Origin of the sequence: Actinomadura alba (assembly GCF_014323705.1) — a bacterium.
Classification (GTDB): Bacteria; Actinomycetota; Actinomycetes; order Streptosporangiales; family Streptosporangiaceae; genus Actinomadura_C; species Actinomadura_C alba.
The window spans coordinates 276405-301231 of record NZ_JABVEC010000002.1 but is presented as its reverse complement, the minus strand read 5'-3'; the positions used below and the strand labels follow the sequence as shown (position 1 = coordinate 301231).

Annotated in this window: 21 protein-coding genes and 1 pseudogene; 7 read left to right on the top strand and 15 right to left on the bottom strand. The window is 69.8% G+C overall.

Annotation, left to right across the window (positions count from 1 at the left end; genetic code table 11):
- Positions 1-43 precede the first annotated feature (43 nt).
- Positions 44-1072 carry a LacI family DNA-binding transcriptional regulator gene (locus HKK74_RS04470; RefSeq protein ID WP_187241743.1) on the top strand — a complete coding sequence of 343 codons (1029 nt, stop codon included), beginning with the start codon at positions 44-46 and terminating at the stop codon, positions 1070-1072.
- Between the two features lie 258 nt (positions 1073-1330).
- On the top strand, positions 1331-1666 hold the full coding sequence (locus HKK74_RS04465; protein ID WP_187241742.1) for a hypothetical protein: 336 nt from the start codon (positions 1331-1333) through the stop codon (positions 1664-1666).
- A gap of 165 nt (positions 1667-1831) precedes the next feature.
- On the opposite strand, the gene HKK74_RS04460 is transcribed toward HKK74_RS04465, so the two are convergent.
- From HKK74_RS04460 to HKK74_RS40695, 8 genes and pseudogenes are all read right to left on the bottom strand, one after another.
- Positions 1832-3574 carry a trypsin-like serine protease gene (locus HKK74_RS04460; RefSeq protein WP_187241741.1) on the bottom strand — a complete coding sequence of 581 codons (1743 nt, stop codon included), beginning with the start codon at positions 3572-3574 and terminating at the stop codon, positions 1832-1834.
- A gap of 213 nt (positions 3575-3787) precedes the next feature.
- Positions 3788-6142 (bottom strand): HelD family protein, encoded by a 2355-nt coding sequence (locus HKK74_RS04455; protein WP_187241740.1) that lies wholly within the window; start codon positions 6140-6142, stop codon positions 3788-3790.
- Between the two features lie 164 nt (positions 6143-6306).
- Entirely contained in the window at positions 6307-7185 is an 879-nt protein-coding gene (locus HKK74_RS04450; RefSeq protein ID WP_187241966.1) for a glycosyltransferase family 2 protein, read from the bottom strand.
- 74 nt (positions 7186-7259) lie between these two features.
- A complete protein-coding gene (locus tag HKK74_RS04445; protein ID WP_246491175.1) occupies positions 7260-8078 on the bottom strand; it encodes a CDP-alcohol phosphatidyltransferase family protein in 819 nt (272 codons plus the stop codon).
- 1 nt (position 8079) lies between these two features.
- On the bottom strand, positions 8080-9135 hold the full coding sequence (locus tag HKK74_RS04440; protein WP_187241965.1) for an iron-containing alcohol dehydrogenase family protein: 1056 nt from the start codon (positions 9133-9135) through the stop codon (positions 8080-8082).
- Between the two features lie 107 nt (positions 9136-9242).
- Positions 9243-9971: pseudogene (locus tag HKK74_RS04435) on the bottom strand (phosphocholine cytidylyltransferase family protein); the annotation flags it as partial.
- On the bottom strand, positions 9968-10624 hold the full coding sequence (locus HKK74_RS40700) for a DUF5941 domain-containing protein (protein WP_222721848.1): 657 nt from the start codon (positions 10622-10624) through the stop codon (positions 9968-9970). The pseudogene HKK74_RS04435 and the gene HKK74_RS40700, both read right to left, overlap by 4 nt.
- The gene (locus tag HKK74_RS40695; protein ID WP_187241737.1) at positions 10621-12312 is read right to left on the bottom strand and encodes a CDP-alcohol phosphatidyltransferase family protein; all 1692 of its coding nucleotides are present in this window, start codon (positions 12310-12312) and stop codon (positions 10621-10623) included. Before HKK74_RS40695 ends, HKK74_RS40700 begins: the two co-directional genes overlap by 4 nt.
- A 150-nt stretch (positions 12313-12462) precedes the next feature.
- On the opposite strand from HKK74_RS40695, the gene ispD reads away from it, so the two are divergent.
- Positions 12463-13203, top strand: coding sequence for a 2-C-methyl-D-erythritol 4-phosphate cytidylyltransferase (gene ispD / locus HKK74_RS04420; protein WP_187241736.1), 741 nt, complete (start codon positions 12463-12465; stop codon positions 13201-13203).
- The gene (locus HKK74_RS04415) at positions 13193-13996 is read left to right on the top strand and encodes a glycerophosphodiester phosphodiesterase (RefSeq protein WP_187241735.1); all 804 of its coding nucleotides are present in this window, start codon (positions 13193-13195) and stop codon (positions 13994-13996) included. Before ispD ends, HKK74_RS04415 begins: the two co-directional genes overlap by 11 nt.
- A 91-nt stretch (positions 13997-14087) precedes the next feature.
- Here the strand turns inward: HKK74_RS04415 and HKK74_RS04410 are convergent, their stop codons facing one another.
- From HKK74_RS04410 to HKK74_RS04400, 3 genes are all read right to left on the bottom strand, one after another.
- Entirely contained in the window at positions 14088-14540 is a 453-nt protein-coding gene (locus tag HKK74_RS04410; RefSeq protein WP_187241734.1) for a hypothetical protein, read from the bottom strand.
- An 86-nt stretch (positions 14541-14626) separates the two neighbouring features.
- A complete protein-coding gene (locus HKK74_RS04405) occupies positions 14627-15490 on the bottom strand; it encodes a hypothetical protein (RefSeq protein ID WP_187241733.1) in 864 nt (287 codons plus the stop codon).
- A gap of 100 nt (positions 15491-15590) precedes the next feature.
- Positions 15591-17240 (bottom strand): LCP family protein, encoded by a 1650-nt coding sequence (locus HKK74_RS04400; protein ID WP_187241732.1) that lies wholly within the window; start codon positions 17238-17240, stop codon positions 15591-15593.
- Positions 17241-17315: 75 nt separating this feature from the next.
- Here HKK74_RS04400 and HKK74_RS04395 point away from each other — a divergent pair, with 75 nt between their 5' ends.
- Entirely contained in the window at positions 17316-18374 is a 1059-nt protein-coding gene (locus HKK74_RS04395) for a glycosyltransferase family 2 protein (RefSeq protein ID WP_187241731.1), read from the top strand.
- A gap of 93 nt (positions 18375-18467) precedes the next feature.
- On the opposite strand, the gene HKK74_RS04390 is transcribed toward HKK74_RS04395, so the two are convergent.
- Entirely contained in the window at positions 18468-19787 is a 1320-nt protein-coding gene (locus HKK74_RS04390; RefSeq protein ID WP_187241730.1) for a UDP-glucose dehydrogenase family protein, read from the bottom strand.
- A 68-nt stretch (positions 19788-19855) separates the two neighbouring features.
- On the opposite strand from HKK74_RS04390, the gene HKK74_RS04385 reads away from it, so the two are divergent.
- Entirely contained in the window at positions 19856-21025 is a 1170-nt protein-coding gene (locus tag HKK74_RS04385) for an acyl-CoA dehydrogenase (RefSeq protein ID WP_187241729.1), read from the top strand.
- A 10-nt stretch (positions 21026-21035) separates the two neighbouring features.
- Here HKK74_RS04385 and purE read toward each other — a convergent pair whose 3' ends face one another.
- Both purE and HKK74_RS04375 read right to left on the bottom strand, forming a co-directional pair.
- On the bottom strand, positions 21036-21509 hold the full coding sequence (gene purE, locus HKK74_RS04380) for a 5-(carboxyamino)imidazole ribonucleotide mutase (protein ID WP_187241963.1): 474 nt from the start codon (positions 21507-21509) through the stop codon (positions 21036-21038).
- 23 nt (positions 21510-21532) lie between these two features.
- Positions 21533-22669 (bottom strand): 5-(carboxyamino)imidazole ribonucleotide synthase, encoded by a 1137-nt coding sequence (locus HKK74_RS04375; RefSeq protein WP_187241728.1) that lies wholly within the window; start codon positions 22667-22669, stop codon positions 21533-21535.
- A gap of 223 nt (positions 22670-22892) precedes the next feature.
- Between HKK74_RS04375 and HKK74_RS04370 the strand changes: the two genes are divergently transcribed.
- A complete protein-coding gene (locus HKK74_RS04370; RefSeq protein ID WP_187241727.1) occupies positions 22893-23492 on the top strand; it encodes a GtrA family protein in 600 nt (199 codons plus the stop codon).
- Here HKK74_RS04370 and HKK74_RS04365 read toward each other — a convergent pair.
- Complete coding sequence (locus tag HKK74_RS04365; protein WP_187241726.1) at positions 23476-24753, bottom strand: sensor histidine kinase; 1278 nt, start codon at positions 24751-24753, stop codon at positions 23476-23478. The genes HKK74_RS04370 and HKK74_RS04365 overlap by 17 nt on opposite strands.
- Between the last annotated feature and the right edge of the window lie 74 nt (positions 24754-24827).

The following is a 24827-nucleotide window of genomic DNA, read 5'->3' as shown; positions in this document are numbered from 1 at the left end:
GACCGCATTTGGATCTGAATCAATTCAGAACTACGATTCGGACATGCCACGTGTCACACTCAAGACGATCGCCGAGGCCGTCGGGGTGTCGCGCACGACGGTGTCGAACGCGTTCTCACGCCCCGACCAGCTCAACCCCGAGCTGCGCCGCCGCATCCTCGAGGTCGCCGAGGAGCTGGACTACGCCGGCCCCGACCCCGCCGCCCGAACGCTCCGTCGCGGCAAGGCGGGCGTCATCGGTGTCCTGCTCACCGAAGAGCTGTCCTACGCCTTCACGGACCCGTACGCGGTCGCGTTCCTGCGCGGCCTGGCAGAGATCGCCGAGGCCGCCTCCACCAGCCTGCTGCTCATGGCCTGGCCCGACGAAGCGTCCGCTGAGCGTGTCGTACGCGAAGCCATCGTGGACGGCTTCGTCGCCTTTTGCATGGACGAAGGCCATCCCGCCCTCGAAGCCCTCCACCAGCGCCGCCTGCCTTTCGTCATCGCCGGAGAGCCGTACGTGAAGGGCGTCCCCTTCGTCGGTATCGATGACCGCGCCGCGGCCAAGACACTCTGCACCCATCTACTGAGGCTCGGCCACCGCCGCCTCGCCGTCCTCCAAGCCACCCACCCGCGGATCAATATGGACACCGCGCACATGTCAAGCGCTATCGCAGACCGCCTCGCCGGCTACCGAGACGCAGTCCTGGACGCCGGACTCTCCTGGGACGACGTAGCCGTGCGCCCGACGACCCACTCCCGAGAAGGCGGCCGCTCCGGCGCCGCCCAACTCCTTGATCTGTACCCTCGCCCCACCGCGATCATCGCTACCACCGACCTGATCGCCCTGGGCGCCCTTCAGGCAGTGGCCGAGCGAGGCCTCACCGTCCCGGGCAACGTCTCGATAGCCGGCTTCGATGACATCCCGGAAGCAGGAGAGGCAGGCCTGACCACCATCCGCCAACCCAAATCCGAAAAGGGCCGCACCGTAGGGCGCCTCCTTTTGGAGGAGACCATCGGCAATGCTCCGCGCATCCTCATGCCCTATGAGCTGATCACCCGTTCATCCACCTCACCTCCACCTGGCGCCTGACAAAACGCCAGGATTCGCCCCGGGTCTCGCCTTGTCAGGCCGGCTGCGGGCCGCGTTTGTTCACGTGGACGACCTCTTCGTACCGTCCCCTGCCGGGCACCCACGGACATAACGACTACATGCCATTGTAATTATTAATAACGGGCCACGTTCGGGCGTCGCCGCTAATGAATAGTCACTGTCATGGCAATCGCCATGACACGAACCGCGCCGTACTCTCTCAGCCGTATTCTGTCAGCACCCCCTTCTGGAGGAATTGTGCGCAAGCAGCGGATCATCGCGGCAATGGGAGCGGCGGCCACGCTGGCCGGGATCTTCACCCTCGGCATGGGCTCGGCGGAAGCGGCCACGACCTCGGTGCGCACTACCGGCACCCGCCCCATCGTGCTCGACAACGACTCGGACGTACGGCCCGTGGCCGGTCGGCGGGACCGGAAGAGCGACCGTTACTCCACGACCGGCCACGCCGGCAGGGACGAGGACGGCAAGGGCGAAGGCAAGGGCGAAGGCAAGGGCAAGGGCAAGGGCGCAGGGAAAGGCCAGGGCAAAGGCAAAGGGAAAGGTAAGGATGAAGGCGACGACAAGGGCGTTTAACTCAAGGCGAGCTGATCGACCTTGAGTTCCAGGCATGACACAAGGGCATAGACGGACGAAATAAGGCCCTTATCGTGGAACTGCCGGAATTAGATCTGGTCGTCAACACAGAAACGCGCCCGCCGCGGGAGGACTCCGTGGCGGGCGCGCTCGCTGTGCTCTGGGTCAGCCGAACAGGTTGAACGAGTTCATACCGGTGGCCGCCTTCACCCCTGAGGCGAAGGTCCCATTGCCGTTGCCCTTGTAGAGCCACAGGTTGCCGGCACTGCTCCGAGCCACCAGGTCGGCGTTGCCGTCGCCGCTGACGTCGCCGGTGGCGACGAGCGCGGTGGCGGACTTGAGAGCGGTACTGCTCACCAGCTTGCGGCTGCTGAACGTTCCGGTGGTGCTGCTCGTGAACAGGTAGGTCGCACCGCCGGAGGTCCGGGCGATGAGGTCGGGGCGGCCGTCGCCGGTGAGGTCGCCGTGCCCGACGACCTGGGCGTACGAAAGCCAGCCGGAGCCGAGGGACTTGCCGCTGCCGAAGGTCCCGTTGCCCTTGCCGGGATAGACGTACAGGTAACCGCTGGACTTGACCGACATCAGGTCGGGCAGGCCGTCGCCGGTCACATCGCCCGGGGCGATGATCTGCTTGACGGTGCTCCAGCCCGAAGTGATCTTGGTGTTGACCCAAGTGCTCCCGGACTTGTGCCGCCAGTAGAGGTACCCGGACGTCGTGCGCATGACGTAGTCCACCACGCCGTCGCGGTTGAGGTCCGTCTGCAGCACCTTGTTGAAGCTGCCCCAGCCGCTGCCGCCCGAGGAGTACGAGGTCAGCTTGGAGCCCTTGTACACCCGTGCGGTGCCGCCGCTCTTGTACCGGGCGAACACATCCGCCAGACCGTCACCGCTCCAGTCGGTGTCGTTGACGCGTGCCAGCGTGACGCCGGTGTACGCACTCATTTTGGTGAACACCGGGTACGTACCGGCAACGCCGCAGTACTTCGAGACGCTGCCGTCGGGGTTGGCCTCGGACACACCCCACGAGACGATGCCCACGACACGCCCGTTGACCACTAGAGGACCACCGGAGTCGCCCACGCAGGTGGTGGTGGTCGTGGCGTCGTCACCCGTCGAGACGGGACCGGCACAGACCATGTGCCCGTTGGCGAAGTAATCCGCGCCGAGCGACGCCTTTAGGGCGGCGTCGCAGGTGGCGTCCGACTCGAGCGGCAGGGTCGCCTTTTTCAGCACTTCCGACTGGGTGCCGTCCGGACCCGAACTGGTCAGACCCCAGCCGTACACCGTGGCGTTGGTACCGGCCGCGTACAGGGCACTGTCGGTGTTGGCGGCGATCTTGGCGGTGGTGAGCGACAGCGGCCGGTCCAGCGTGAGTACCGCAACGTCATTGTCGATGGTCGACGCGTTGTACCGCGGGTTGATCCACTGACGCTTGACGAGGGCCATCTTGGCGTTCTCGTCCAACAGGGTGGCGCTGCCGCCGAGGATCAGACCGTTGTTGATCCAGTCCAGGCCGTCGATGCAGTGAGCGGCCGTCATCACCTTGTTGGGTGCGACCAGGGTGCCGGCGCAGAAGATGACTTCGCCCGAAGTGTCGTTGGAGTACCACAGCTGGAGCATGTACGGCGCCGCACCGATAGTGGTCTGCGAGCCGCCGATGATCATAGGCGTCGCGCTCGGCGTCGACTGCGCTGACGGTTTACGGACGACCGACTTCGGCACATAGCCCTGCTTCTCAGCAGCGACGCGGATTTTCTGGAACAGCTTGCCGGTCGTCGTGCCGTCACTGGCTGCGACTGCCGAGGATGTGGTCGCGGCACCAGTGCCGGCAAGCGCCAGCGCGAGGAAGGCAGCGGAGAAGGCACGGCGAACGCCCGTCCTTCTCCCGCTGCGCAGAGCAGGATTCAAAGGGGTTCCCTGTAAGAAGAAGGCGCGCTCCAATAGCGCCTGACGTGGTGTCAGAGGGCTTCGCACACTGAGGGGATGTGTTGCCGCATATCTGACGGGGCGATGTTAGCGTGACTTACCAGACAAACGAGACTGTGAGATCTTCGTGTGACTGATTAGCGACACAACCGACGCCGGGTGTTTGATCGCGACCTCTGGTTCCACCTCGACGCATCACGCCGGGGAGTGGTCGAGCAGGTCACGCCAGTGCGGGTCGGCGGTGAGAACGGTGAGCCTCTGGGTGGCCCGCGATACCGCGACGTAGAGCGTGCGCAAGCCTCTCGGCGACTGGACGGCGACCTCCTCGGGCGCCACGATCACCGCGGCGTCGAACTCCAGGCCCTTGGCCTCGAGTACGTCGAGGACCTGCACCCGGTCGGGGAATCCGGCCACGAGTGCACGCCGGTCACGCCCGGACGCCGCCGCCGCGGTTTCCGGCCGCGACTCCGCCGGTGGTCCCGGCCTTGTTCCCGCAGGTGATTGTGACCGGGGCAGCTGATCGCCGATCGGCAGCGCGATCTGCCCGTCCGCCTGCGGAGTGACCGCCGAAGCCGCGACCTCGGCCGGGCCGGTCACCGCGAGCGGGACGATGACACCGATCGTTCCCTCGACCTGGTCGAGCAGCGTCGTGACCGCCTCGCGCACCGCGTCGGCGAGGTCGCCGGATCCGGTCACCGTCACGGCGGGCTCGTACCCGGAAGCGCGCACCGCACGTGCCGGTACGGCGCCCGGAACGGCGAGTGTGAGCACACGGGCCGCCACGTCGGCGATCTCGACGGAGTTGCGGTAGTTGGTGGTCAGGGCGAAGTCCCGGCGGGCGCGACTGCCGAGCGCCGCATCCATGGCCTGGCGCGACGCGTCGAGGTCCTCCCACGCGCTCTGCGCGGGGTCCTCCACCACCGTCCACGTCGCCTGGCGGCCGCGCCTGCCGAGCATCCGCCACTGCATGGGCGACAGGTCCTGGGCCTCGTCGACGACGATGTGCGCGTACTCGCGCGACTCCTCCACCCCGTCGTCGACCCGGCGGGCCCGCTCCATTCGCTCGATCGTGGTGGTGAGCTCGCGCATCGCCGGCTGGCCGGAACCGGTCCTCTCACCCGTGAAGATGTTGATCCCGTCGGAGGCGTAGGGGTCCTCGTCGTCCTCGTTCGCACCGGCCCAGGTCCGCGGCGGCGCCCCCAGCAGGTTGTCGATCTCGTCCAGCAGTGCGACGTCCTGGTAGGTCCGCGCCGCTTCGGCGGACCAGCTCGCGGCGAGCAGCCCGACCTGGTGACCGGACAGGTCCCGCCCGGCGGCGCTGGACAGCCGCTGGGCGTCGCCGAGCGAGAGGAGCACGTCGAGCGGACGGCGGACCGGCCACCACGTCGCGAGGAAGTCGGTGAAGGTCCGCTGGTCCCGGATGTTCGCCGCGAACTCCGAGCGCTTGGTGCCCGCGGCGTCGGAGAGGCCGCCGATCTCCACGAACCGGTTCCACAGGGCGTCGACGAGCTGTTCGCCGGCCCGCCCGCGCGCGGTGTTGACGTTGCCGCGGCTGCGCCGGTGCACGTTTTGGCGGACCCGGTCCAGCCTGGACCTGTCCAGCCGTACGACCACGCCGGCGTGCACCACGGTCACCGAGTCGGCGGCACCCGGCGGGTGGTCGGTCACCGCGCGCCGGAGCACCCGCGCCATCGATCCGGCGCCCTTGACCGCCGCGAGCTCGGGGGTGTCGTGCGCAGTGGCCGTCACGCCCTCGACCAGGTCACCGAGGGAGCGCAGCGTCGCCGATCCCTCGCCGAGCGACGGCAGCACGCGTCTGATGTACGACGTGAACCGGGGGTTCGGGCCCACGATGAGCACCCCGCGGGACCCGAACCGGCGCCGGTGACGGAACAGCAGGTAGGCCACCCGGTGCAGGGCCACCGCGGTCTTGCCCGTGCCGGGACCGCCGCGCACGATGACGGTGCCGTCGGCCGGGGCGCGGATCACCTCGTCCTGCTCGCGCTGGATGGTGGCCACGATGTCGCGCATGGGCCCTTCGCGGGTGCGGGCGAGGGAGGCGAGGAACGCCCCGTCGCCCACGATGGTCAACCCGTCGGCGGCACCGGGGTCGAGCAGGTCGTCCTCGATGTCGATCACTCTGTCGCCGCGGGAGTGCAGCACCCGCCGCCGGATCACCTCACGGGGATCCTCGGGAGTGGCCTGGTAGAACGCCTCGGCGGCGGGCGCCCGCCAGTCGATGACCAGGGAGTCGTGGTCACGGGTCCGCACCCCGACCCGGCCCACGTAGCGGGCCTCGCCGCCGGTCAGGTCGAGCCGGCCGAACACCAGGCCGTCGTCGGCGATGTTGAGGGCCTGTACGCGGAGCGCCGCCTGGTGGACCATGGCGTCCCGGTCGACCAGCGAGGCCTTGGTGCCCGCCTGCGCCTGCCGGTAGCCCTCCTTGATCATGTTCTTGGCGTCTTCGCGCATCTCCTCAAGCCGGGCGTACGCGACATCGACGCGTTCCTGCTCTGCGGCGATCTCCTGATCCTTGACCGCGGACGACATCCAGCGACTCCCTGGGAACCGGCGAAAACATACAGCTTAGGCGTTGTGCGTGACCGCGGAGGAGGCCCGCGTGCAGCTGCTTCCCGAGATGAGGATCAAGCATCCGGGCACGTGGGGATGCTCTGATGCTTGATCAAAAGCCCACGGCGGTTCGTGTCACGAGGTCAGATGATGGGCGGGCGGCCGGTGCGGGTCATGCGCCAGGCCGTACGCCACTTGATGGGGCGGCGCCGGCCGGCCGGCTTGCGCCAGCCCTCGACGAAGCCGCGGCACCAGGGCTTGAGCGCCGCCGGCCTGCGCTCCCGCAGCACGGTGAGGCCCACCCACACGGCGAGATAGACCAAGGCGATCGGCCACGGCAGGTTGCGGCGGGCGAGCCACACCCGATTGCGCGCGTTGTAGCGGTAGAACATGTCGTGCCGGGTCGGCAGCACCGCCGGATGGAACATCACCGCGGACGCGTCGTACTCGATCCGGTATCCGGCGTTGATGGCCTGCCAGGCGAGGTCGGTCTCCTCGTGCGCGTAGAAGAACCGCTCGGGCAGCCCGCCGGCCGCGTCGAAGGCGACCCGCCGCATGGCGCAGGCGCCGCCGAGGAAGGTCGTCACCGGCGAGGACCGGTCGGGGTCGCCGGCCCTGAGCCGGGGCACGTGGCGGCGCTCGCCCAGCCCGCCCTCGGGGTCCTTCACCCGGAAGGAGACGATGCCGAGCGCCGGGTCGGCGCTGAACCGCTCACGCAGGTAGACGCCGAGCCGGGTGGAGCGGTACCACCCGTCGTCGTCGAGGAACAGGATGATCTCGCCGCTCGACGCCTCGACGCCCCGGTTGCGTCCGGCCGGGATGCCGACGTTCTGCGAGAGCCGTACGATCGTCACCCGCTTGTCGTCGAAGACCTCGGCGGCACCGGGCCGCCAGTCGCCCACCACGCCGTTGGCGACCAGGACCACCTCGATGTCGACGTGCTCCTGCTCGAGGGCGCTGCGTACGGCCCGTTCCAGTTCGGCGGGCCGGTTGCCCATCGTCAGGATGACCACCGAGAGCATGGCGTCCGCACCGGCGCGGGCCGAGGGACGAGCGGGGTCCGGGCGGCTCACGACGTTCCCGTCCGTAGCAGGGTTCACCGCAGCCTCCGGGAGGCCACGATGCTGACGAAGTGCAGCACGGTCTGTACGACGGCGACGGCGGCGACGGCCACGGCCAGCACCCGGGTCACCGTCCAGCCGTCGTCGCCGTCGGCATGCAGGACGAGCACGTCGATCAGCGCGGCGGCCAGAATCAGCAGCGACAACTCCACGGCACCGATGATCCGGTGGAACCGCAGCATGGACGCCGTCTGCCGGGCCAGCGCCAGCCCGGTCGACCGGGGCCGCAGCGCCCGGTCGCCGGTGACCGGCTCGGCGGGCAGTCCCGACTTGGCGCGGGCCACCACGACGTTGTCGGTCTCGGCCTTGATGAGCACCGCACCGAGGGCGGCGATCAGGCCCAGCTCGACCCAGATGCCGGACTCCAGCCCGCCCTGGGCGCGGACGCCCAGCCCGACCAGCAGCGCCACCTCGGACATGTAGTGGCCGATCCGGTCCAGGTAGACCCCGGTGATCGAGGTCCGCTCGCTGTATCTCGCGACCTCTCCGTCGGAGCAGTCCAGCAACAGGTACGCCTGGATGAGCAGCGCGCCGGCGACGGCGGTGAGGATCCCGGCCGTTCCCGAGGAGGACAGCGCGATCACCACGCCGCCGAGCATGCCGCACACGATCATTAGATAGGTCAGCTGGTTCGGGCTGAACCCGATCCGCAGGAACAACCAGGAGAAGTAGGGCGACGCCGTGCGCATGTAGAGGCGTCCCGCCCAGTGCTCCTCGTTGCGGCGCTCTTTCAGGCCCGGCGGCTGGCCGCCCGCGCGGACCTCTGCGACGGTAGGGGCTTTGCGCGCAGGCATCTTATTGTCCGTGCTCCCGTACATAGTCACCGACCGTCTTGGTGACGGCGCTCTCGTCGAGGTCGAGGTGCTCGAGGACCGTGAAGCGGCCCGGCCGCGTTCCGGGGGCGTGCAGCACGGCGGCGGTGAACTGCTCCTCGGTCAACCCCACGTCGGCGGGCACCACGGGCAGGCCGTGCCGCCGCAGGGAGCGCACGACCTCGTCCAGCCGGCCGGGGTCCTCGTCAAGGAACGCGACGCGCAGGTGGTAGCAGAACGCCGCGCCGATGCCGGCGAGCTCGCCGTGGTTGGCGGTGCCGGGGAAGAGCTGGTCGATCGCGTGCAGGATCTCGTGGTCGCCGCCGCTGGACGGCCGGGACGACCCGGCGAACGACATCGCCATCCCGGACATCACGAGTCCCTCGGCGAGCACGGTCAGGAACCGGTCGGACTCGATGCCCTCGGGATGGAACAGCAGCGCGTTTGCGGCGTTGCGGGCCAGCGTCAGCGCCAGCCGGTCGAGCGGCTCACCCCGTTCCCGGCCGGCGAGCTCCCAGTCGTCGACCGCGGAGAGGTTGCTGAGCACGTCACCGATGCCGGCCCGGACGAGACGGTCCGGTGCGGCCCGCACGTAGTCAAGGTCCACGATCATCGCGAGCGGCATCGCGACGCCGAACGAGCCCTTGCCCTTCTCGTGGGAGAGGGAGGCGACCGGCGAGCAGATGCCGTCGTGAGAGAGGTTGGTCGCGACCGACACCATCGGGATCCCGGCGAGCGTCGCGGCGTACTTGGTGGCGTCGATTGTCCGGCCACCGCCGATGCCGACGACCGCCTCGTACGACCCGCCGCGCAACCGCGCGCCGAGCCCGACGGCCGCGTCGACCGTGGCGCCTTCGACCTGGAACATCTCGCAGTCCCGCAGGCTCGGCCGCACGTGCTCGGCGATCTGGTCGCCCTGGCCGGGGCCGACGGCGACGGCGACCCTGCCCTCGGTGGCGATGCGCCGGTCCGCCAGCAGCTCGCCCAGCGCCGCGATGGCGCCTCGCCGCACGTCGATCGACAGCGGGGCGGTGAGCATCCTCGCGAGGAGCGGCATCAGTGTCCCTGGCGCTGCGCCGCGCCGGTCGACGGTGCGTCGCCGAGCTTCGTGTACGAACGGAGCGGATCGCTCAGGGCGCTGCCCACGATGCGACGGGCCTTCTCCAGGTCGTCGTGGTTGTCCACCTCGACCCAGTCGACGGCACCGATGGGGGCCACCGAGATGAGGCCGCCTCGGTTCACGAGCTCCTGGTAGCCGTCCTCGTAGTACAGGTCGGGGTCCCGCTTCCAGGTGGCCTCGAGGGCGCTCGCGAGGGGACCGGCCGCGGCGGGCTCGATGAGCGTGGCGCCGATGTACTCGCCGTGGGCCTGCGCCGGGTCCATCAGCTTGGTGATCCGATGCAGACTGCCGGACTCGGAGAGGGTCACCTTCATCTCCTCGTCAGCCAGTGTTTTCACGTTGTCCACCGCCAGGATGATGTCCGGTCCGCGGCTGGACAATAGAGTCTTCTCGACACTCACCGGATGGACCGTGTCGCCGTTCACCATCAGGACACCCTGGGTGAAGTGGTCGCGAGCCAGCCACATGGAGTAGGCGTTGTTCCACTCCTCGGCCTTGTCGTTGTGCACCAAGGTCAGGGAGACGCCGTGCCGCTCCTCCAGAGCGGACTTGCGTTCTTCGACCGCGTTCGCGCGGTAGCCGACCACGATCACCACGTCGGTCAGCCCCACCTCGCTGAGGTTGTTCAGGGCTATGTCGAGGATCGTGGTGTCGTCGGCCGGGTCAGGGCTGACGGGGACCAGTGCCTTGGGCAGTGTTTCCGTGTACGGGCGCAGCCTTCGTCCCGCACCGGCTGCGAGCACCATGCCGATCATGATCCGGTTTCCTCCTCTTTCTCGAGGTCGACCATCACGCCAGTGCCGCGCCCGGTCTTGGTCCAGGTGCGTATGCTCTCGGTTCCGAACAGCACGCCGAGGTAGACGGCCAGTGCGGCGTACGCGAACGGGAGAATCCCCGCGAGGCCGGCGGCCGCCACGATCAGCATGCGGCCTTCCCAGCCGAGACCGGCCGTGAAGACCCACTGCTGCGGCAAGAGCTTCTGGCGAGTGCGATAAACGGTGTCGTAGTGGTGGTAGGCCAGCACCGCGATCAACAGGTAGATGAGCGGTGCCGACAGGTCGTGAGCGAACCCCAGTACGGCGAGGTAACCATACTCGATCGCCCTGATCACGGGCGGTACGAGCCAGTCGAGCCGGCCGCCGTGCGGGTGCGTCGAGGCCGGTCCGGTCAGCAGCAGCGCCGCCACCGGGGCGAAGAGCGCGACGCCGGCCTGCTCGCCGCCACCGGCGATGAGCAGGACGAACGTCACGGCGGCGGCCACCAGGACGCCCGGCAACGGCGGCAGCTGCCCCTGGGCGAGCCGCCCCAGCAACCCGCAGAGCGGCCCGTCGTCCCGGTAGACCTGTAGCCGGCCGGAGCGGCCGGAATCGTCGGCGGCGGGAGACCGCCGCGGCATCGTGAAGGTCATCGCGCTACGGACCTCAGAACTCGTCCGGTGAGGGTGTACGCCGTGGCCAGCGAACCCCAGATCAGCAGTGACAGGAACGTCACCTTGGCGTTGAACAGGGCGGCGGTGATCGCTATCAGGGCGAACCGCTCCCCGATGGGCAGGATCACGATCTTTTTGGCCCAGCGAAGGCCGCCGATCCTCTCGGTGCGCGCGGACAGCCACATCGCCAGCTGGCCGAGGCCACCGGACCGGCGGGCCGGGCCGGCCGGCCGAGGCGGCGGATCGAGCACGCTGTCGTCTCGGTCGGTGAGCGGGACCTCCGGCAGCGGCGCCGCCGGGGCGCGCACCCTGGCCGCCTCGAACGAAAAGTCGATCATGTGGCGGACGGTCTGCAGGATCAGCGCGGCGACCGCGAGCACCCACACGTCGCCGCCGTGGGCGGCGGTGCCCACCGCGGCCGCGGTGGAGCCCACCGCCAGCCCGGCGTAGACGACGTACTCCTTGGCCCGGTCGAACGTCGCGTCGAGCCACGCGCCGAGCGTGCTGAACTGCCGGGTGTAGCGGGCCAGCTGCCCGTCCACGCAGTCGAGGACGAAGGCGAAGTAGAGCAGCACCCCGCCGACGACCAGCCCAAGGCGGGTGCCCTCGCTGAACCACACGGCGGCCACCACCGCGACGGCCATGGACATGGACGTCACCATGTTCGGCGTGAGCTTGCGGCCGGCCGCCCATCGGGCGATGTACCGCGAATAGGTGCTCACGGCGTAGGTGGTGAAGAACCCGTCGTTGCCCTTCACCGCGTCATTCAGGCGTACGCGGTCCTCGTCGACCGCGTCGACGGCAGCGCGTGCCGCGGACACCTGGCCGACCGTGAGGACCCGGTCGCAGACCAGGTCGCGGACCGGCCGCGCCGCCACCCGCACGCCCGAGCGAACGAGCCCGACCAGCAGCAGCGCCGGCGCGTCGTCGCCCCGCGGCGGCGTGCCGCCGAGCGCCGTGTCGGCCGACCCGGCCGCCGGCCGCTCGCGCAGCGCCCGCTCGATGGCGACGGCCTCGTTGTCGACGAACCTGGAGACCTCCTGCCGGGCCTCCCCCAGCGTGCGGACCGGCTCGCTCTCGGGCAGCGTGCCGACGAGATCGGCGAGGTTCTTGGCGGCCGCGGCGAGCTCTCCCGCGACCTTGGGAGCGAGCCGCAGCACGCCGCGGAACTCGGCGTCGGGGTCGGTGACCTGGTGATGGCGCGACCCGGCCGAGACGACGAGCCCGCCCTTGGTGCGCACGACCGGCCTGGTCGGTTCCCCCTCGGGGCGGCGCCCCGCGACCAGGGCGAGCGCGCCCGGCTTGGCGTCGTGCACCACGCGGGCCAGCTGCTCGTTGCTCATGACCAGGTCGCCGTGCAGGATGAGCACCGGTTCTCGCGCCGCACCGGCCAGCCGCGCGATCTCTCGCAGGTCCATGGCGATGTCGTACGACTCGACGACGGTATGACCGGGGTCGGCCGCTTCATCCGGATGACGCAGGGCGGTCGCGGTCTCGGGCCGGGCGATGACGTGGGCGTCGTGTACGTTGAGCGAGGCCAGCTGGTCGAGCAGCCGCCGCAGCAGCGCCTGGTCGGTGTCGCCGTAGTGCAATTCCGCCGTCGAGGCCGGACCCCCCGCGGCCGCCGCCTCGACCGGTTCGGTCGCGACAACAACAGCCAAAGTCATCGACGCTCTCCGATCATCAGGACATGGGGTAATGCACCGCACTGGACATGATCAACACCGCGGGCGTCTCCACAGCGTAGCGGCTCGAACTTGTGGAGACGCGAGAGTGACACTTATCTGCATAGTGGGCATCAAGGTGGATACGCACCGATGACAACCATCGCGGTGGTCCTCGCAGGCGGCACCGGACAGCGGGTCGGATCGCCCCTTCCCAAGCAGCTCATCGAGGTCGGCGGCCGCCCGATCCTGGCCCACGCGATCGAGGCGTTCGACGGCTGCCGGCCCATCGACCAGATCCTCGTCGTCATGGCGGCCGGTCACCTGCCCGCCGCGACCCGGATCGCCGCCCCCTTTCCGAAGGTCCGTGCGGTGATCGAGGGCGGTGCGAGCCGCTCGGAGTCGACCCTGGCCGCGCTGGCGGCGCTCGCCGGCGAGCCCGACGACACCCGGGTGCTGCTGCACGACGCCGCCCGCCCGTTCGTCGACCACGCGATCATCGGCCGCTGTCTCGACGCGCTGGGCCGCTACGACGCGGTGGCGGTCGGCCTGCCCTCGTCCGACACGATCGTCGCCGTCGAGGACGACCTGGTCACCGGCATGCCGGCCCGGCAGACCCTGCGCCGGTTCCAGACGCCGCAGGGCTTCCGGCTCGGCACCGTCCGCCGCGCCTACGAGCTGGCGATGGCCGACCCCGACTTCACGGCGACCGACGACTGCGGCGTCGTCCACCGCTACCTGCCCGATGTGCCGATCAGGCTGGTGGAGGGCAGTGAGCGCAACCTCAAGATCACGCATCCGCTCGACATCGTCCTCGCCGAGCACATCGCCGGGGAACTCGCCAAGGACCTCCCCGACCGCCTCCCCGGTAAGGAAGACGCGCATGATCTTTGATTCGAAGCCGGCGATCATCGGTCACCGTGGATTCGGGAGCGGGAACATCACCGTGTCCCCCGCCGCTCGGCGCGCCACCGAGGCGGTGGCCGAGGACACGGTCGCGGCCGACGACGACACCGTCGTGGCCGAGAACACCATCGCCTCGCTGCTGGCGGCCGCCGAGGCCGGGGTGTCCTGGGTCGAGATCGACGTGCAGCGCACGGCCGACGACGATCTCGTGCTGCGGCACGACCCGACGACCGCCGACGGCGTCTTCCTGATCGACGGCACCGCGGCCGACTCGGGGCTGCCCCGGCTCGTCGACATCTTCGCGGCCCTGCCGCCCGAGGTCGCGGTGGACGTCGACGTCAAGACGATCCTCGAGGACGCCGTCGACTCGCCCTCGCGCCGCACGGGCGCGCTGCTGCTGCCCGTGCTCGCCCGCGAGGCGCGGCGCAGGCCGCTGCTGGTGACCTCGTTCGACCCGGCCCTGCTCCTGTACCTCAAGGAGAACCTGCCCGGCGTGCCACTCGGCCTGCTCACCTGGCTGTCGTTCCCCCTCTGGCACGGAGTCTCGGCCGCGGCCAACCTGGGCCTGCAGGCGGTCGGCCTGCACACCGGCTCCTTCGCGCTCGACCGCGACGACACCCGCATCCGGCCGCTGGAGCACTCCGTCGGCATCGCCCACAGGGCGGGCCTCGAGGTGATGGCGTGGTGCCCGGCCGCCAAGGACGCCGCGCGCTACGCCGCCGGCGGCGTCGACGCCCTCGTCGTCAACGACATTCCCGGAGTGCTGTCCGCCCTCTCCTGAACCTCGTGGAGTGGCCGGACCCGGGGCTCGGCACCGACTCGCGCGGCGGTCCATTCGGCGAACCGCCGGTGCGCCGTCTGTCGGGACGCCGTCACGCGCTGTCGGAACCGGTCCAGTCCGCCGAATCGGCAGGCCAGACTCCCAAGGCGATGTGGTCGTAGTAGGAGTACGAGTTGATGTCGTCTTCGATCGTGAGCGTGAGCGCCATCGTCCCGCGGTCCCAGATCTCTCGGAACGCGTGGCTGCCGATGTCACGCGATTCGCCTGAGCCCTGATCCGGCGGAGGTGTTCCCAGTTCCAACCGCCACCCGGCGGGTTCCTCCGCATCGTCGTCGTTCTCCGCCGGATCCTCGAAGAGGTAGAGCACGGGCATCGCCACGTCACCCACGTTCCAGTGCACATGGGCGATGCCCGCGGGGTCCGGTTGCGCCCAACCGAGATCCACGAACGTCCGCTCGACGGACTGGGCGGTCCAGGGGCCGTCCGCCAGGGAGATCATGGTCCCGACCCAGGTGTCGTCCACCGGCAGTAGCTTCATGCTCATGCGGCGATGGTATTGACCAGGTCGCGCATCTGGGCACGGCGCCCTCATCCATCATGAGACCAGTGCCGTCCCGCCGACGGGAGGCGTCAGGAGTTCCGGTCGTCCTTGTCAGAGCCGCCGGTGCCGTACATCTGGGTCCAGCTGCCGGCCTCGCTCTCATCCTCGCCCTCGTCCTTGCGCGCGGGCGGGCGCTGCTCGGAGGGCGCGGGCGGCGGCGGGGAATACGCAGGTGGGGAGTAGGCCGGCGGTGGCGTGCCTGGCCCGGGCTGGTAGGGCGCCGGCGGCTGACCGTGCGCCTGATGCGGGGAGGGAGCCTGACCGTGCGGGGCGGGAGCCTGCCCGTGCGAGCCGGGAGCCTGAGCGTGCTGACCGGGAGCCTGCCCGTGCGGGCCGGGAGCCTGCCCCATGGCGGCGGGCCCGGCGTGGCCGGACGACTGGCCCGGACCCGGGCTCGGGACCTGGCCGTACGGCGGGGCCATGCCGCCGAACTCGTAGGGCGGCCCGGCGGCGGGACCCGAGGGCCGTCGCGGTGTCCCGGCGGCCCACCGTGACCGAGGCAGCGAGGCCACCAGCAGGAACCCGCCCACCAGCAGAAGGAACCCATAGGGTCCGAGAATGAGGTAACCCCGGTCGAGCGTGTCGGGGAGTTTCCGCATGGTGTGCTCCATCGCGAAGCGGGGAGAGACCATCCAGAGCAATCCCACGATGAAGTAGACCACCCCGGGGATGAGGGAGGCGAGCGGAGACACCCTCGACCCGGCCAGTACGCCCAGAACCGCGGCGACGAACAGGACCACGGCGCCGGCGATCCACCGATCCGTCCCGTCGAGCACGAAGTACCTGAAGCCCCGCACGAACCGCTCGGTGCCGAACATGAGCGCCGCGGCGAGCAGCGGAGTCACGATGAGCCCGACCACGGCGCCCACGGCATGGCGTGCACCGTTCTGCATCCGTACCTCCTCGGCCGGCAGGCAGCGCCGACACGCAGCAAGATAGCCCGGAATAACCCGGTCCGGGCACACCGCCCCGGCCTCTCGTACCGATTCGAGGCTATTTACAGAGATTCTGGGTCGCGGTCTTGGCCTGAGGGCCCTTGGGCTCCGTGCCCGTGTCACCCGCCGGTCCGGCCACCTGCACCTTCTTGGCGCCGTCCCAGTCGGAGCCCACGATCACCTGGACGCGGTCGCCGAGCGACGGGACCCGCTTCACCTTCGCGCCGGGGATCGCGGCGGCCAGGGTCTCGGCCGAGTCCGCGCGTCCGCCGCCGTACTGGACGACTGTCTGCTCGAGCCCGATCTGCTTCGCCACGCCGGGGACGACGATCGGGTCGAAGCCCACCTTGCGCAGGTCTTCGGCCGCTCCTCGCGCCACGCCACGGGTACCGACGCCGTTCAGCACCCTGACCTGGATGTCCGCCGGGCGCACGGTCAGCTCGTTCCCGGCCTTCGTCGGCGAGGGCGTCGGCGACGCCGGCGCGGCCGGCCGGATGAGCGGCTCGTCGCGCTTGAGCTTCTGGAACAGGTCTCGTGCGCCCTGCTGGTCCCACCGCACGGTGGACTGCGGCCGGGACCCGTTGATGGGTGTCATGTAGTTCGAGTCGGCCAGCGGCACACTGGTGAACGCGACGCTGTCGGTGGACATCCCCTTCATCTGCCGGAGCAGCGCCTGGGCGTCGTCGGCCAGCCCCTTGTCCACCCGGATCGACTTCAGCATGGCGGTGACGAACTTGGTGGCCTTGACCGGGTCGGTGAGCGTGGAGGTGCTCAGCGCCTGGCTCATGAGAGCGGACATGAACTGCTGCTGGCGGTCGATGCGGCCGAGGTCGCTGCCGCCGCTGAGCGTGTAGCGGGCCCGCGCGTACGCCAGCGCCTTCTCCCCGTCCACGTGGCTCGAGCCGGCCGGCAGCCGCAGACCGCTCTTCGGGTCGTCGATGGCCTGCTCCGTGCAGATCTTGACCCCGCCGAGCGCATCGACGACCTTGATGAAGCCGAGAAAGTTGACCTCGACGTAGTGGTCGACCCGGACGCCGGTCGTCTGCTCGACCGTCTCGATCGTCAGCGACGACCCGCCGTAGGGGTAGGCCCAGTTGAGCTTGCCCTGCCGGGGCGGTATCGGGGTGCCCTTGGCGCCCTCGCTTCCGTTGGACCGGTGCGCCGGGATCGTCACCAGCGAGTCGCGGGGCAGGCTGACGACGGAGACCTTGTCATGGTCGGTCGACAGGTGCACGAGCATCATCGTGTCGGAGCGCTCGCCCTCGAACCGGCCCAGTCGCAGCCGGCGGATCTGGTCCGGCTTCATCCCATCGCGGCGGTCGACGCCCGCGACCAGGATGTTCATCGCGCCCTTCGGGCCGGCGTCCGGCCGGTTGCCGATGCCGTCGAAGGGGTCGATCTTCTCGATCTGGCCGAGCACGAAGCCCTGGAAGGCCCACGCGCCGCCCGACGTGAGCAGCACGAACGCCGACATGGTGGCCGTGACCATCAGGAACCTGCGCTGCCGGCGAGCGTTCATCGCCGACCGGGCCGCCCCGCGCCGCCGGCGGCGCGACGAGCCGACCTCGACGCGTGGAGAACGGGTGTCATCGATGATGACGCCCTCCGGCCGGCCCTCGTCGGGCTCTGGATCGGCCGGGCTCTGCCGTCCATTCGGGCGAGGCCGGAAGTAGCGTTCGAATGGATCGGAGTCGTTGTCGTTGGCCATCCTGGTGCCGCCTCCGCGCGAAACCCTCATGTTCGTTGCGTTGACCCTGGTTCCGTACAGTAGCGTGGCGCCGTCATGAATCCCTCTCCCAACGCGCGTGGTTCAGTCGAACCCCGCCAGCGCCCTCAGAGCAGCCGAGTGAGCACCGAAAGCCCCACAACCTGGCCGGCCGTATCCGTGATCATGCCGGTACTCAACGAGGAACGGCATCTGGCCGACGCCGTCTCGCGCATCCTGGACCAGGACTATCCCGGCGAACTCGAGCTGGTGCTCGCCGTCGGGCCGTCCCGCGACCGCACCCAGGAGATCGCCGACCGGATCGCCGCCGAGGATCCGCGGATCATCGTGGTGGCCAACCCCACCGGCCGTACGCCGCAGGGGCTCAACATCGCGATCAAGGCGTCGCAGTACTCCATCCTGGTCCGGGTCGACGGCCACTCGCTGCTGCCGACCGACTACGTGCGCGCGGCGGTCGAGACCATGGAGGAGACCAAGGCCGACAACGTCGGCGGGATCATGGCGGCCGAGGGCGTCACGGCCTTCGAGAAGGCGGTCGCCCGGGCCATGACCTCGCCCATCGGCGTGGGCAACGCCCGCTTCCACACCGGTGGAGCGCCCGGTGAGGTCGAGACCGTCTACCTCGGAACGTTCCGGCGCAGCGCGCTCGAACGGGTCGGGGGTTATGACGAGACGTTCGTACGCGCCCAGGACTGGGAGATGAACCACCGGATCCGGCGCACCGGCGGCACCGTCTACTTCACGCCGCGCATGCGGGTCACCTACCGGCCACGTCCCGACCTGCGGGCGCTCGCCAAGCAGTACTTCCACACCGGCCGCTGGCGCCGCGTCGTGGGCCGCGAGCACCAGGGCACACTGAACCTGCGCTACCTGGCCCCGCCCATCGCCGTGGTCGCGATGACGGTGGGCGCCGTGGCCGGGGCCTTCGGCTTCTGGCCGGGCTGGCTCCTTCCTGGCGGCTATGCCGCGGCCATCGCGCTCGGCGCCTTGGCGACCGGCCGTGGCCTGCCGCTGTCGGCGTGGCTGCGGTTGCCGCTGGTGTACGCCACCATGCACGTCTCCTGGGGCCTCGGTTTCCTCACCAGCCCGCCTCGCCTCGGCCAGCCCAAGGTCTGAGCACGCGCCCACGCGTGCGGCGTCCCGTGACCGCGTGAAGGATCGCGGCGGTCCAGGGCACCGGGATCCTTCACGCGATCGGAGTGCTCGGGGTCAGGGGCGGCCCAGCGCGCGGTAGTTCCAGCCGGCGTCGCGCCAGCGCTCGGGGTCGAGCGCGTTGCGCCCGTCCACGATGTTGCGCTCGGCCACGACCTCGCCGAGCGCCTCGGGATCCATGTCGCGGAACTCGGCCCACTCGGTGAGCAGCAACACCACGTGCGCGCCGCGCGCCGCGTCGAGGGCCGACTCGCCATAGCTGAGGGCCGGCTGTGCCCGGCGGGCGTTGCCGAGCGCCTGCGGGTCGTACACGGTCACCTTGGCGTCCTGCGAGCGGATCGTGACCGCCACGTCCAGCGCCGGCGAATCACGGATGTCGTCGGAGTTCGGCTTGAACGCGGCGCCGAGCACCCCCACGGTGCGGCCGATGAAGGATCCGCCGAGAAGCTCACGGGCCAGGTCGACCATGCGGCTCCGGCGGCGCATGTTGATCGCGTCGACCTCGCGCAGGAACGACAGTGCCTGGTCGACCCCGAGCTCACCGGCCCGGGCCATGAACGCGCGGATGTCCTTGGGCAGGCATCCGCCGCCGAAGCCCAACCCGGGGCCGAGGAACTTGCCGCCGATCCGGTCATCGTGCGACAGCGCCTCGGACAGTTTGGTCACATCCGCGTGTGCGGCCTCGCACACCTCCGCCATCGCGTTGATGAAGGAGATCTTGGTGGCGAGGAAGGCGTTGGCGGCGACCTTGACCAGTTCGGCGGTCGGGTAGTCGGACACGATGAACGGCGTCCCACTCCCGATCATCGAGGCGTAGACCTCCCGCATGATCTTCTCGGAGCGCTCCGACCTCACGCCCGCGACGATGCGGTCCGGATGCATGGTGTCCTGGACGGCGAAGCCCTCCCGCAAGAACTCCGGGTTCCAGGCCAGTTCGGCGTCCACGCCGACGGGGGCGAGCGCGGCCAGCAGCTTCGCGAGGCGTGCGGCGGTGCCCACCGGGACCGTCGACTTGCCGACCATGAGGCAGGCGCGTTTCAGGAGCGGCGCCAGGCGAGCCACGGCCTCGTCGACGTACGTCAGGTCGGCGGCGTACTCGTCCGGCTTCTGCGGCGTGCCCACGCACAGGAAGTGCACGTCGCCGAACTCGGCGATCTCCTCGTACGACGTGGTGAAGCGCAACCGGCCGTTGGCGAGGTTACGGCGCAGAACCGGTTCCAGCCCCGGCTCGAAGAAAGGGAGGTCGCCGGCGGACAGCCGTTCGACCTTGCGCTCGTCGACATCGAGCCCGAGCACTTCGAACCCGAGATCGGCCATGCACGCGGCATGGGTGGCGCCGAGATAGCCGGTGCCGATCACGGTGAGCCGGTGAGCCAAGGGAACTCCTTTCAGAAGACGTCCCCGCACGCCACTGATTAATCGTACTGACCGGTAGCATTCGGGGCATGAGCCCCGATTTTCCCTCGTACAGCCCCGCAGAGGAGCATGAGCTCCTCCGGCAGACGGTCCGCGAGCTCGCCGACGCGAAGATCGCGCCGCGGGCAGCGGAGATCGACGAGACCGGCGAGTTCCCTCACGATGTCCTCGCCGCACTCGTGCAGGCGGACCTGCACGCCGTCCACGTTCCGGAGGCATATGACGGTGCCGGCGCCGACGCTCTCGCCACCGTGATCGTCATCGAGGAGGTCGCCCGTGCGTGCGCCTCGTCGTCGCTGATCCCGGCGGTGAACAAGCTCGGGACGGTCCCGATTCTGCTTTCCGGATCCGAAGAACTGAAGAAACGGTATCTGACGCCGGTGGCGCGAGGCGAAGCGATGTTCTCTTACGCGCTCTCGGAGCCCGAGGCTGGCAGCGACGCCGCCTCGATGAAGACCCGCGCCGTACGTGACGGCGATCACTGGGTGCTCAACGGCACCAAGATGTGGATCACCAACGCGGGGGTTTCGGACTACTACACGGTCATGGCCGTGACCGATCCCACACTCGGAGCCAAGGGGATCTCCGCCTTCGTGGTGGAGAAGGGCGACGAGGGCGTCTCCTTCGGCGCACCGGAGAAGAAGCTCGGGATCAAGGGGTCCCCGACCCGCCAGGTGATCATGGACGATGTCCGGATCCCCGCCGAGCGGATCATCGGTGCGGAGGGCACCGGCTTCAAGACCGCGCTGGCCACGCTCGACCACACCCGGATCACCATCGCCGCGCAGGCGCTGGGCATCGCCCAGGGCGCCCTCGACTACGCCGTCGGCTACGTCAAGGAACGCAAGCAGTTCGGCCGGCCCGTCGCCGACTTCCAGGGCGTGCAGTTCATGGTCGCCGACATGGCGATGAAGATCGAGGCCGCCCGGCAGCTCACCTACCACGCCGCGGTGAAGTCCGAGCGCGCCATGCACGGCGAGACGATCAAGGACCTCACGTTCGTGTCGTCCGCGTGCAAGTGCCTGGCCTCGGACGTCGCGATGGAGGTCACGACCGACGCGGTGCAGCTGCTCGGCGGCTACGGCTACGTCAAGGACTACCCGGTCGAGCGCATGATGCGCGACGCCAAGATCACCCAGATCTACGAGGGCACCAACCAGATCCAGCGCGTCGTCATGGCCCGCCAGATCCTGAAGTAGGCGGGGGCGCTCACTGCGAGAGGGAGTCGCGCAGGCGGGCGCCCTTGGCCTTCGCCTGGTCGTACAGGTCGGCCTGGAACTCGGTCATGCGCCCGCGCAGGTCCTCGTCGGCCGCCGCCAGGATCCGTACGGCCAGCAGGCCGGCGTTGCGCGCGCCCCCGACGGACACCGTCGCCACCGGTACACCGGCGGGCATCTGAACGATGGACAGCAGCGAGTCCATGCCGTCGAGGTGCTTCAGCGGCACCGGGACGCCGATCACCGGCAGCGGCGTCACCGACGCCAGCATGCCGGGCAGGTGGGCCGCCCCGCCCGCCCCCGCGATGATCACGCGCAGCCCGCGCTCGGCGGCGCCCGTGCCGTAGGCGATCATGTCGTTCGGCATCCGGTGGGCCGACACGACGTCGGCCTCGTAGGGCACGGCGAACTCGTCGAGCGCCTCGGCGGCGGCGCGCATGACGGGCCAGTCGGAGTCGCTGCCCATGACCAGGCCGACGAGTGGAGCGGTCACCGGGGGCCTTCCCTGAGGTAGTCGGCGGCGTGCCGCGCGCGTGCCAGGAGGTCGTCCAGGTCGTCGCCGAGAACGGTCACGTGACCGATCTTGCGGCCCGGACGCACCTCCTTTCCGTAGAAGTGCACCTTGACGCCCGGATCATGGGCCATGACGTGGATGTAGCGGTCGTAGACGGCCGGGTCCGCACCGCCGAGGACGTTCGCCATCACGGTGTACGGGGCGGTGGGGGTGGTGGAGCCGAGCGGCAGGTCGAGCACGGCCCGCAGGTGCTGCTCGAACTGGGAGGTCCGGGAACCCTCGATCGTCCAGTGCCCGGAGTTGTGCGGGCGCATCGCCAGCTCGTTGACGAGGATCCCCGAGTCGGTCTCGAACATCTCCACGGCGAGCAGGCCGACCACGCCGAGCCGCTCGGCGATGTCGAGGGCGAGCCCCTGGGCCCGCGCCGCGACCTCCTCGTCCAGACCGGGCGCCGGGGCGATCACCTCATGGCAGATGCCGTCGCGCTGGACGGTCTCGACGATGGGATAGGCGGCGCCCTGACCGTACGGCGAGCGGGCGACCAGCGCTGCCAGTTCGCGCCGGAACGGCACGTGCTCCTCGGCCAGCAGTTCCACTCCCCGGGCCACCGCGCCGTCGATCACGTCGCGGGCCTCGTCCACGGAGTGGAACACCCAGACGCCCTTGCCGTCGTACCCGCCCAAGGCGGCCTTGAGGACGACCGGCCATCCCGTCCGCTCGGCGAAGGCGGCCAGGTCGGCGGGCTCGCGCACGGGGGAGAACCGGGGGGACGGAACTCCGGCGGCGCTGAGCCGCTCCCGCATGATCAGCTTGTTCTGGGCGTGCAGCAGCGCGTCCGCCCCGGGCCGGCAGGCGATGCCGCCCGCCTCGAGCGCCCGGATGTGATCGGACGGGACGTGCTCGTGGTCGAAGGTGACGGCGTCACAGCCCTTGGCGAAGGCGCTCAGGTCGTCGAGTGAGCCATGGTCGCCGATCCGCACGTCCGCGCAGGCACGCGCGGCCGACGCGTGAGCCGAGTCGCTGAGGACCCGCAGCGTCACGCCGAGCCCGATCGCCGCCTGCTGGGTCATCCGGGCCAGTTGCCCGCCGCCTATCATTCCCACAACCGGCATCCGGGTGTCTCCACCGCGCTGAGCAGGATCTCTCACGTGCACGAGGTTATCCGCCCGCCGAAGATGTGAACGATACGGGGAGGTTCACCGTCCATGTAAGAGGGAAGCAACACACACGCGGGTGGCGATCAGACACAGAGGCAATGCAGCACGGCCATCTCGCTCAGCCTCTATCCTCGATGTGCCGCAATGTGCTGGTATCCCGAAGGGACGGTCCGTCTCCGTGAGCTTTGTCGTCAATCTCTACCGACGGTTCGCGCGTCTCGCGCACGAGCTCGCGAAGTTCGGCAGCGTAGGGGCCATCGCCTTCGTCATCACCATCGGCACCGGCAACATCCTGCACGCCGGTCTGGATGTGGGCCCGCTCACGTCCAACGGGGTCGCGACCGTGGTCTCCACCACGTTCGCGTACTTCGCGAACCGGCACTGGACCTTCCGGCACCGGGACCGTACGGGGCTCGGCCGTGAGTACGCCCTGTTCTTCGGGCTCAACGGCATCGGCCTGGTGATCACCCAGTTGTTCATCGGATTCACCTACTACGTGCTCGACCAGCGCAACCCGATCGCCTTCAACGTCTCACTGATCATCGGCACGGGAGTGGCCACACTGTTCCGCTTCTGGTCGTACAAGAAGTGGGTGTTCCTCCCCATGTCGGCACCGCCGGTGGACGCGCACACGGGGCTGCCGGGGACCGGCGGTGCCCCGCAGACGGCGACGCACGTTCCCGGCGACCGCCCGGCCTGGGGCCACGACGAGCGCCGCCCGCCCGCCGACGTCGGCCACGTTGAGTTGCACTCGGGGCAGGTCACGCGGGCCCGATGACGAGCCGCTCCCCCGCCGCCCGGACGTCGGCGGCCTCCCTCAAGAAGATCGCGAACACCGCCGGGCGGGCACGTACGAGTTCCAGCCGCCCCCCATCGACGGCGACGAGCGAGCGGGCCAGGTAGAGCCCGAGGCCGGTGCCCTCGCCGCTGCTCACACTGCGGTCGAAGACCTTGCGCTCCAGATCGGGCGGCACCCCCGGGCCCTCATCGCCGATCTCCACGACCACCGATCCGGCGGTGAGCTTGGTGCACAGGGTGACCCTTCCGGCGCCGTGCACGAGCGAGTTGTCCAGCAAAGTCGCGATGATCTGGGAGAGCCCGGCCCTGGTCACCACCGCGACGAGCCCCCGTTCCCCGGTGACCTCGACCCGTCGGCCGTCCCGCTGGAAGATCGGCTGCCACTCCTCGACCTGCTGCGCCACGATGTCGTCGACGGCCACCGCGGTCGCGGCGCCCGTACGGTCGTGCCGCGCGCGGGCGAGGAGCTGCTCGACGACGGCGACGAGCCGCTCCGCCTGGGCCAGCGCCGCCGCGCCCTCCTCACGGACCAGGTCGGGGTAGTCCGCCGCCTCGACCATCTCCTCGAGCCGCATCGACAGCGCGGTGAGCGGTGTGCGGAGCTGGTGGCTCGCGTCGGAGGCGAACTCGCGGCTCGCGGCCAGCAGGTCGGCGATCCGCACGGCGCTGCGGTCGAGCACCTCCGCGACCCGGTCGACCTCGGGGATCCCGTACCGCCTGCGGCGGGGCCGGGCGTCGCCGGATCCGAGGCGGTCGGCGGTCTCGGCCAGATCGATGAGCGGCACGGTGAGTTTGCGTGCCTGGAACACGGCGAGCGCGATCGTCACCGCGATGCCGAGCACGACGAGGGCCGCGATGAGCAGCAGCGACCGCAGCGCCTCGTTCTCCACGTCCTGGGCGTTCTGTGAGACGTCGACGTGGATGCCGCCGGCCGCACGCGAGTCGGTGAGCCGCTGCCCGCGGCTCGGCGGCACCGTTCCCGCCGTCACCACGGAGGCGTTCGGCAAGATGATCACAACGTAGCGACCGGGGAACTCATGCCCGATCTGCTCCGAGGTGATGGGTTGTCGGGAGTCCCAGCGCAGCTGCACTCCAGCGAGAATGATCGCCGCCTCTCGCTGGAGCGACTGCTCCGCCTCCTCATAGATCAGTTTGTGCGTCGAATAGGCGAGGGGGATACCGAGCAGCAGGATCGCGACGATCGCCACCGCGAACGTCGACACGAGCAGCCGGCGCCTCATCAAGGCTCCTTCCGCTATGGACGAATATGGGGTTGCACCGTGATCGCGCGGTCGTCATGCCGGATCGCGGCGGC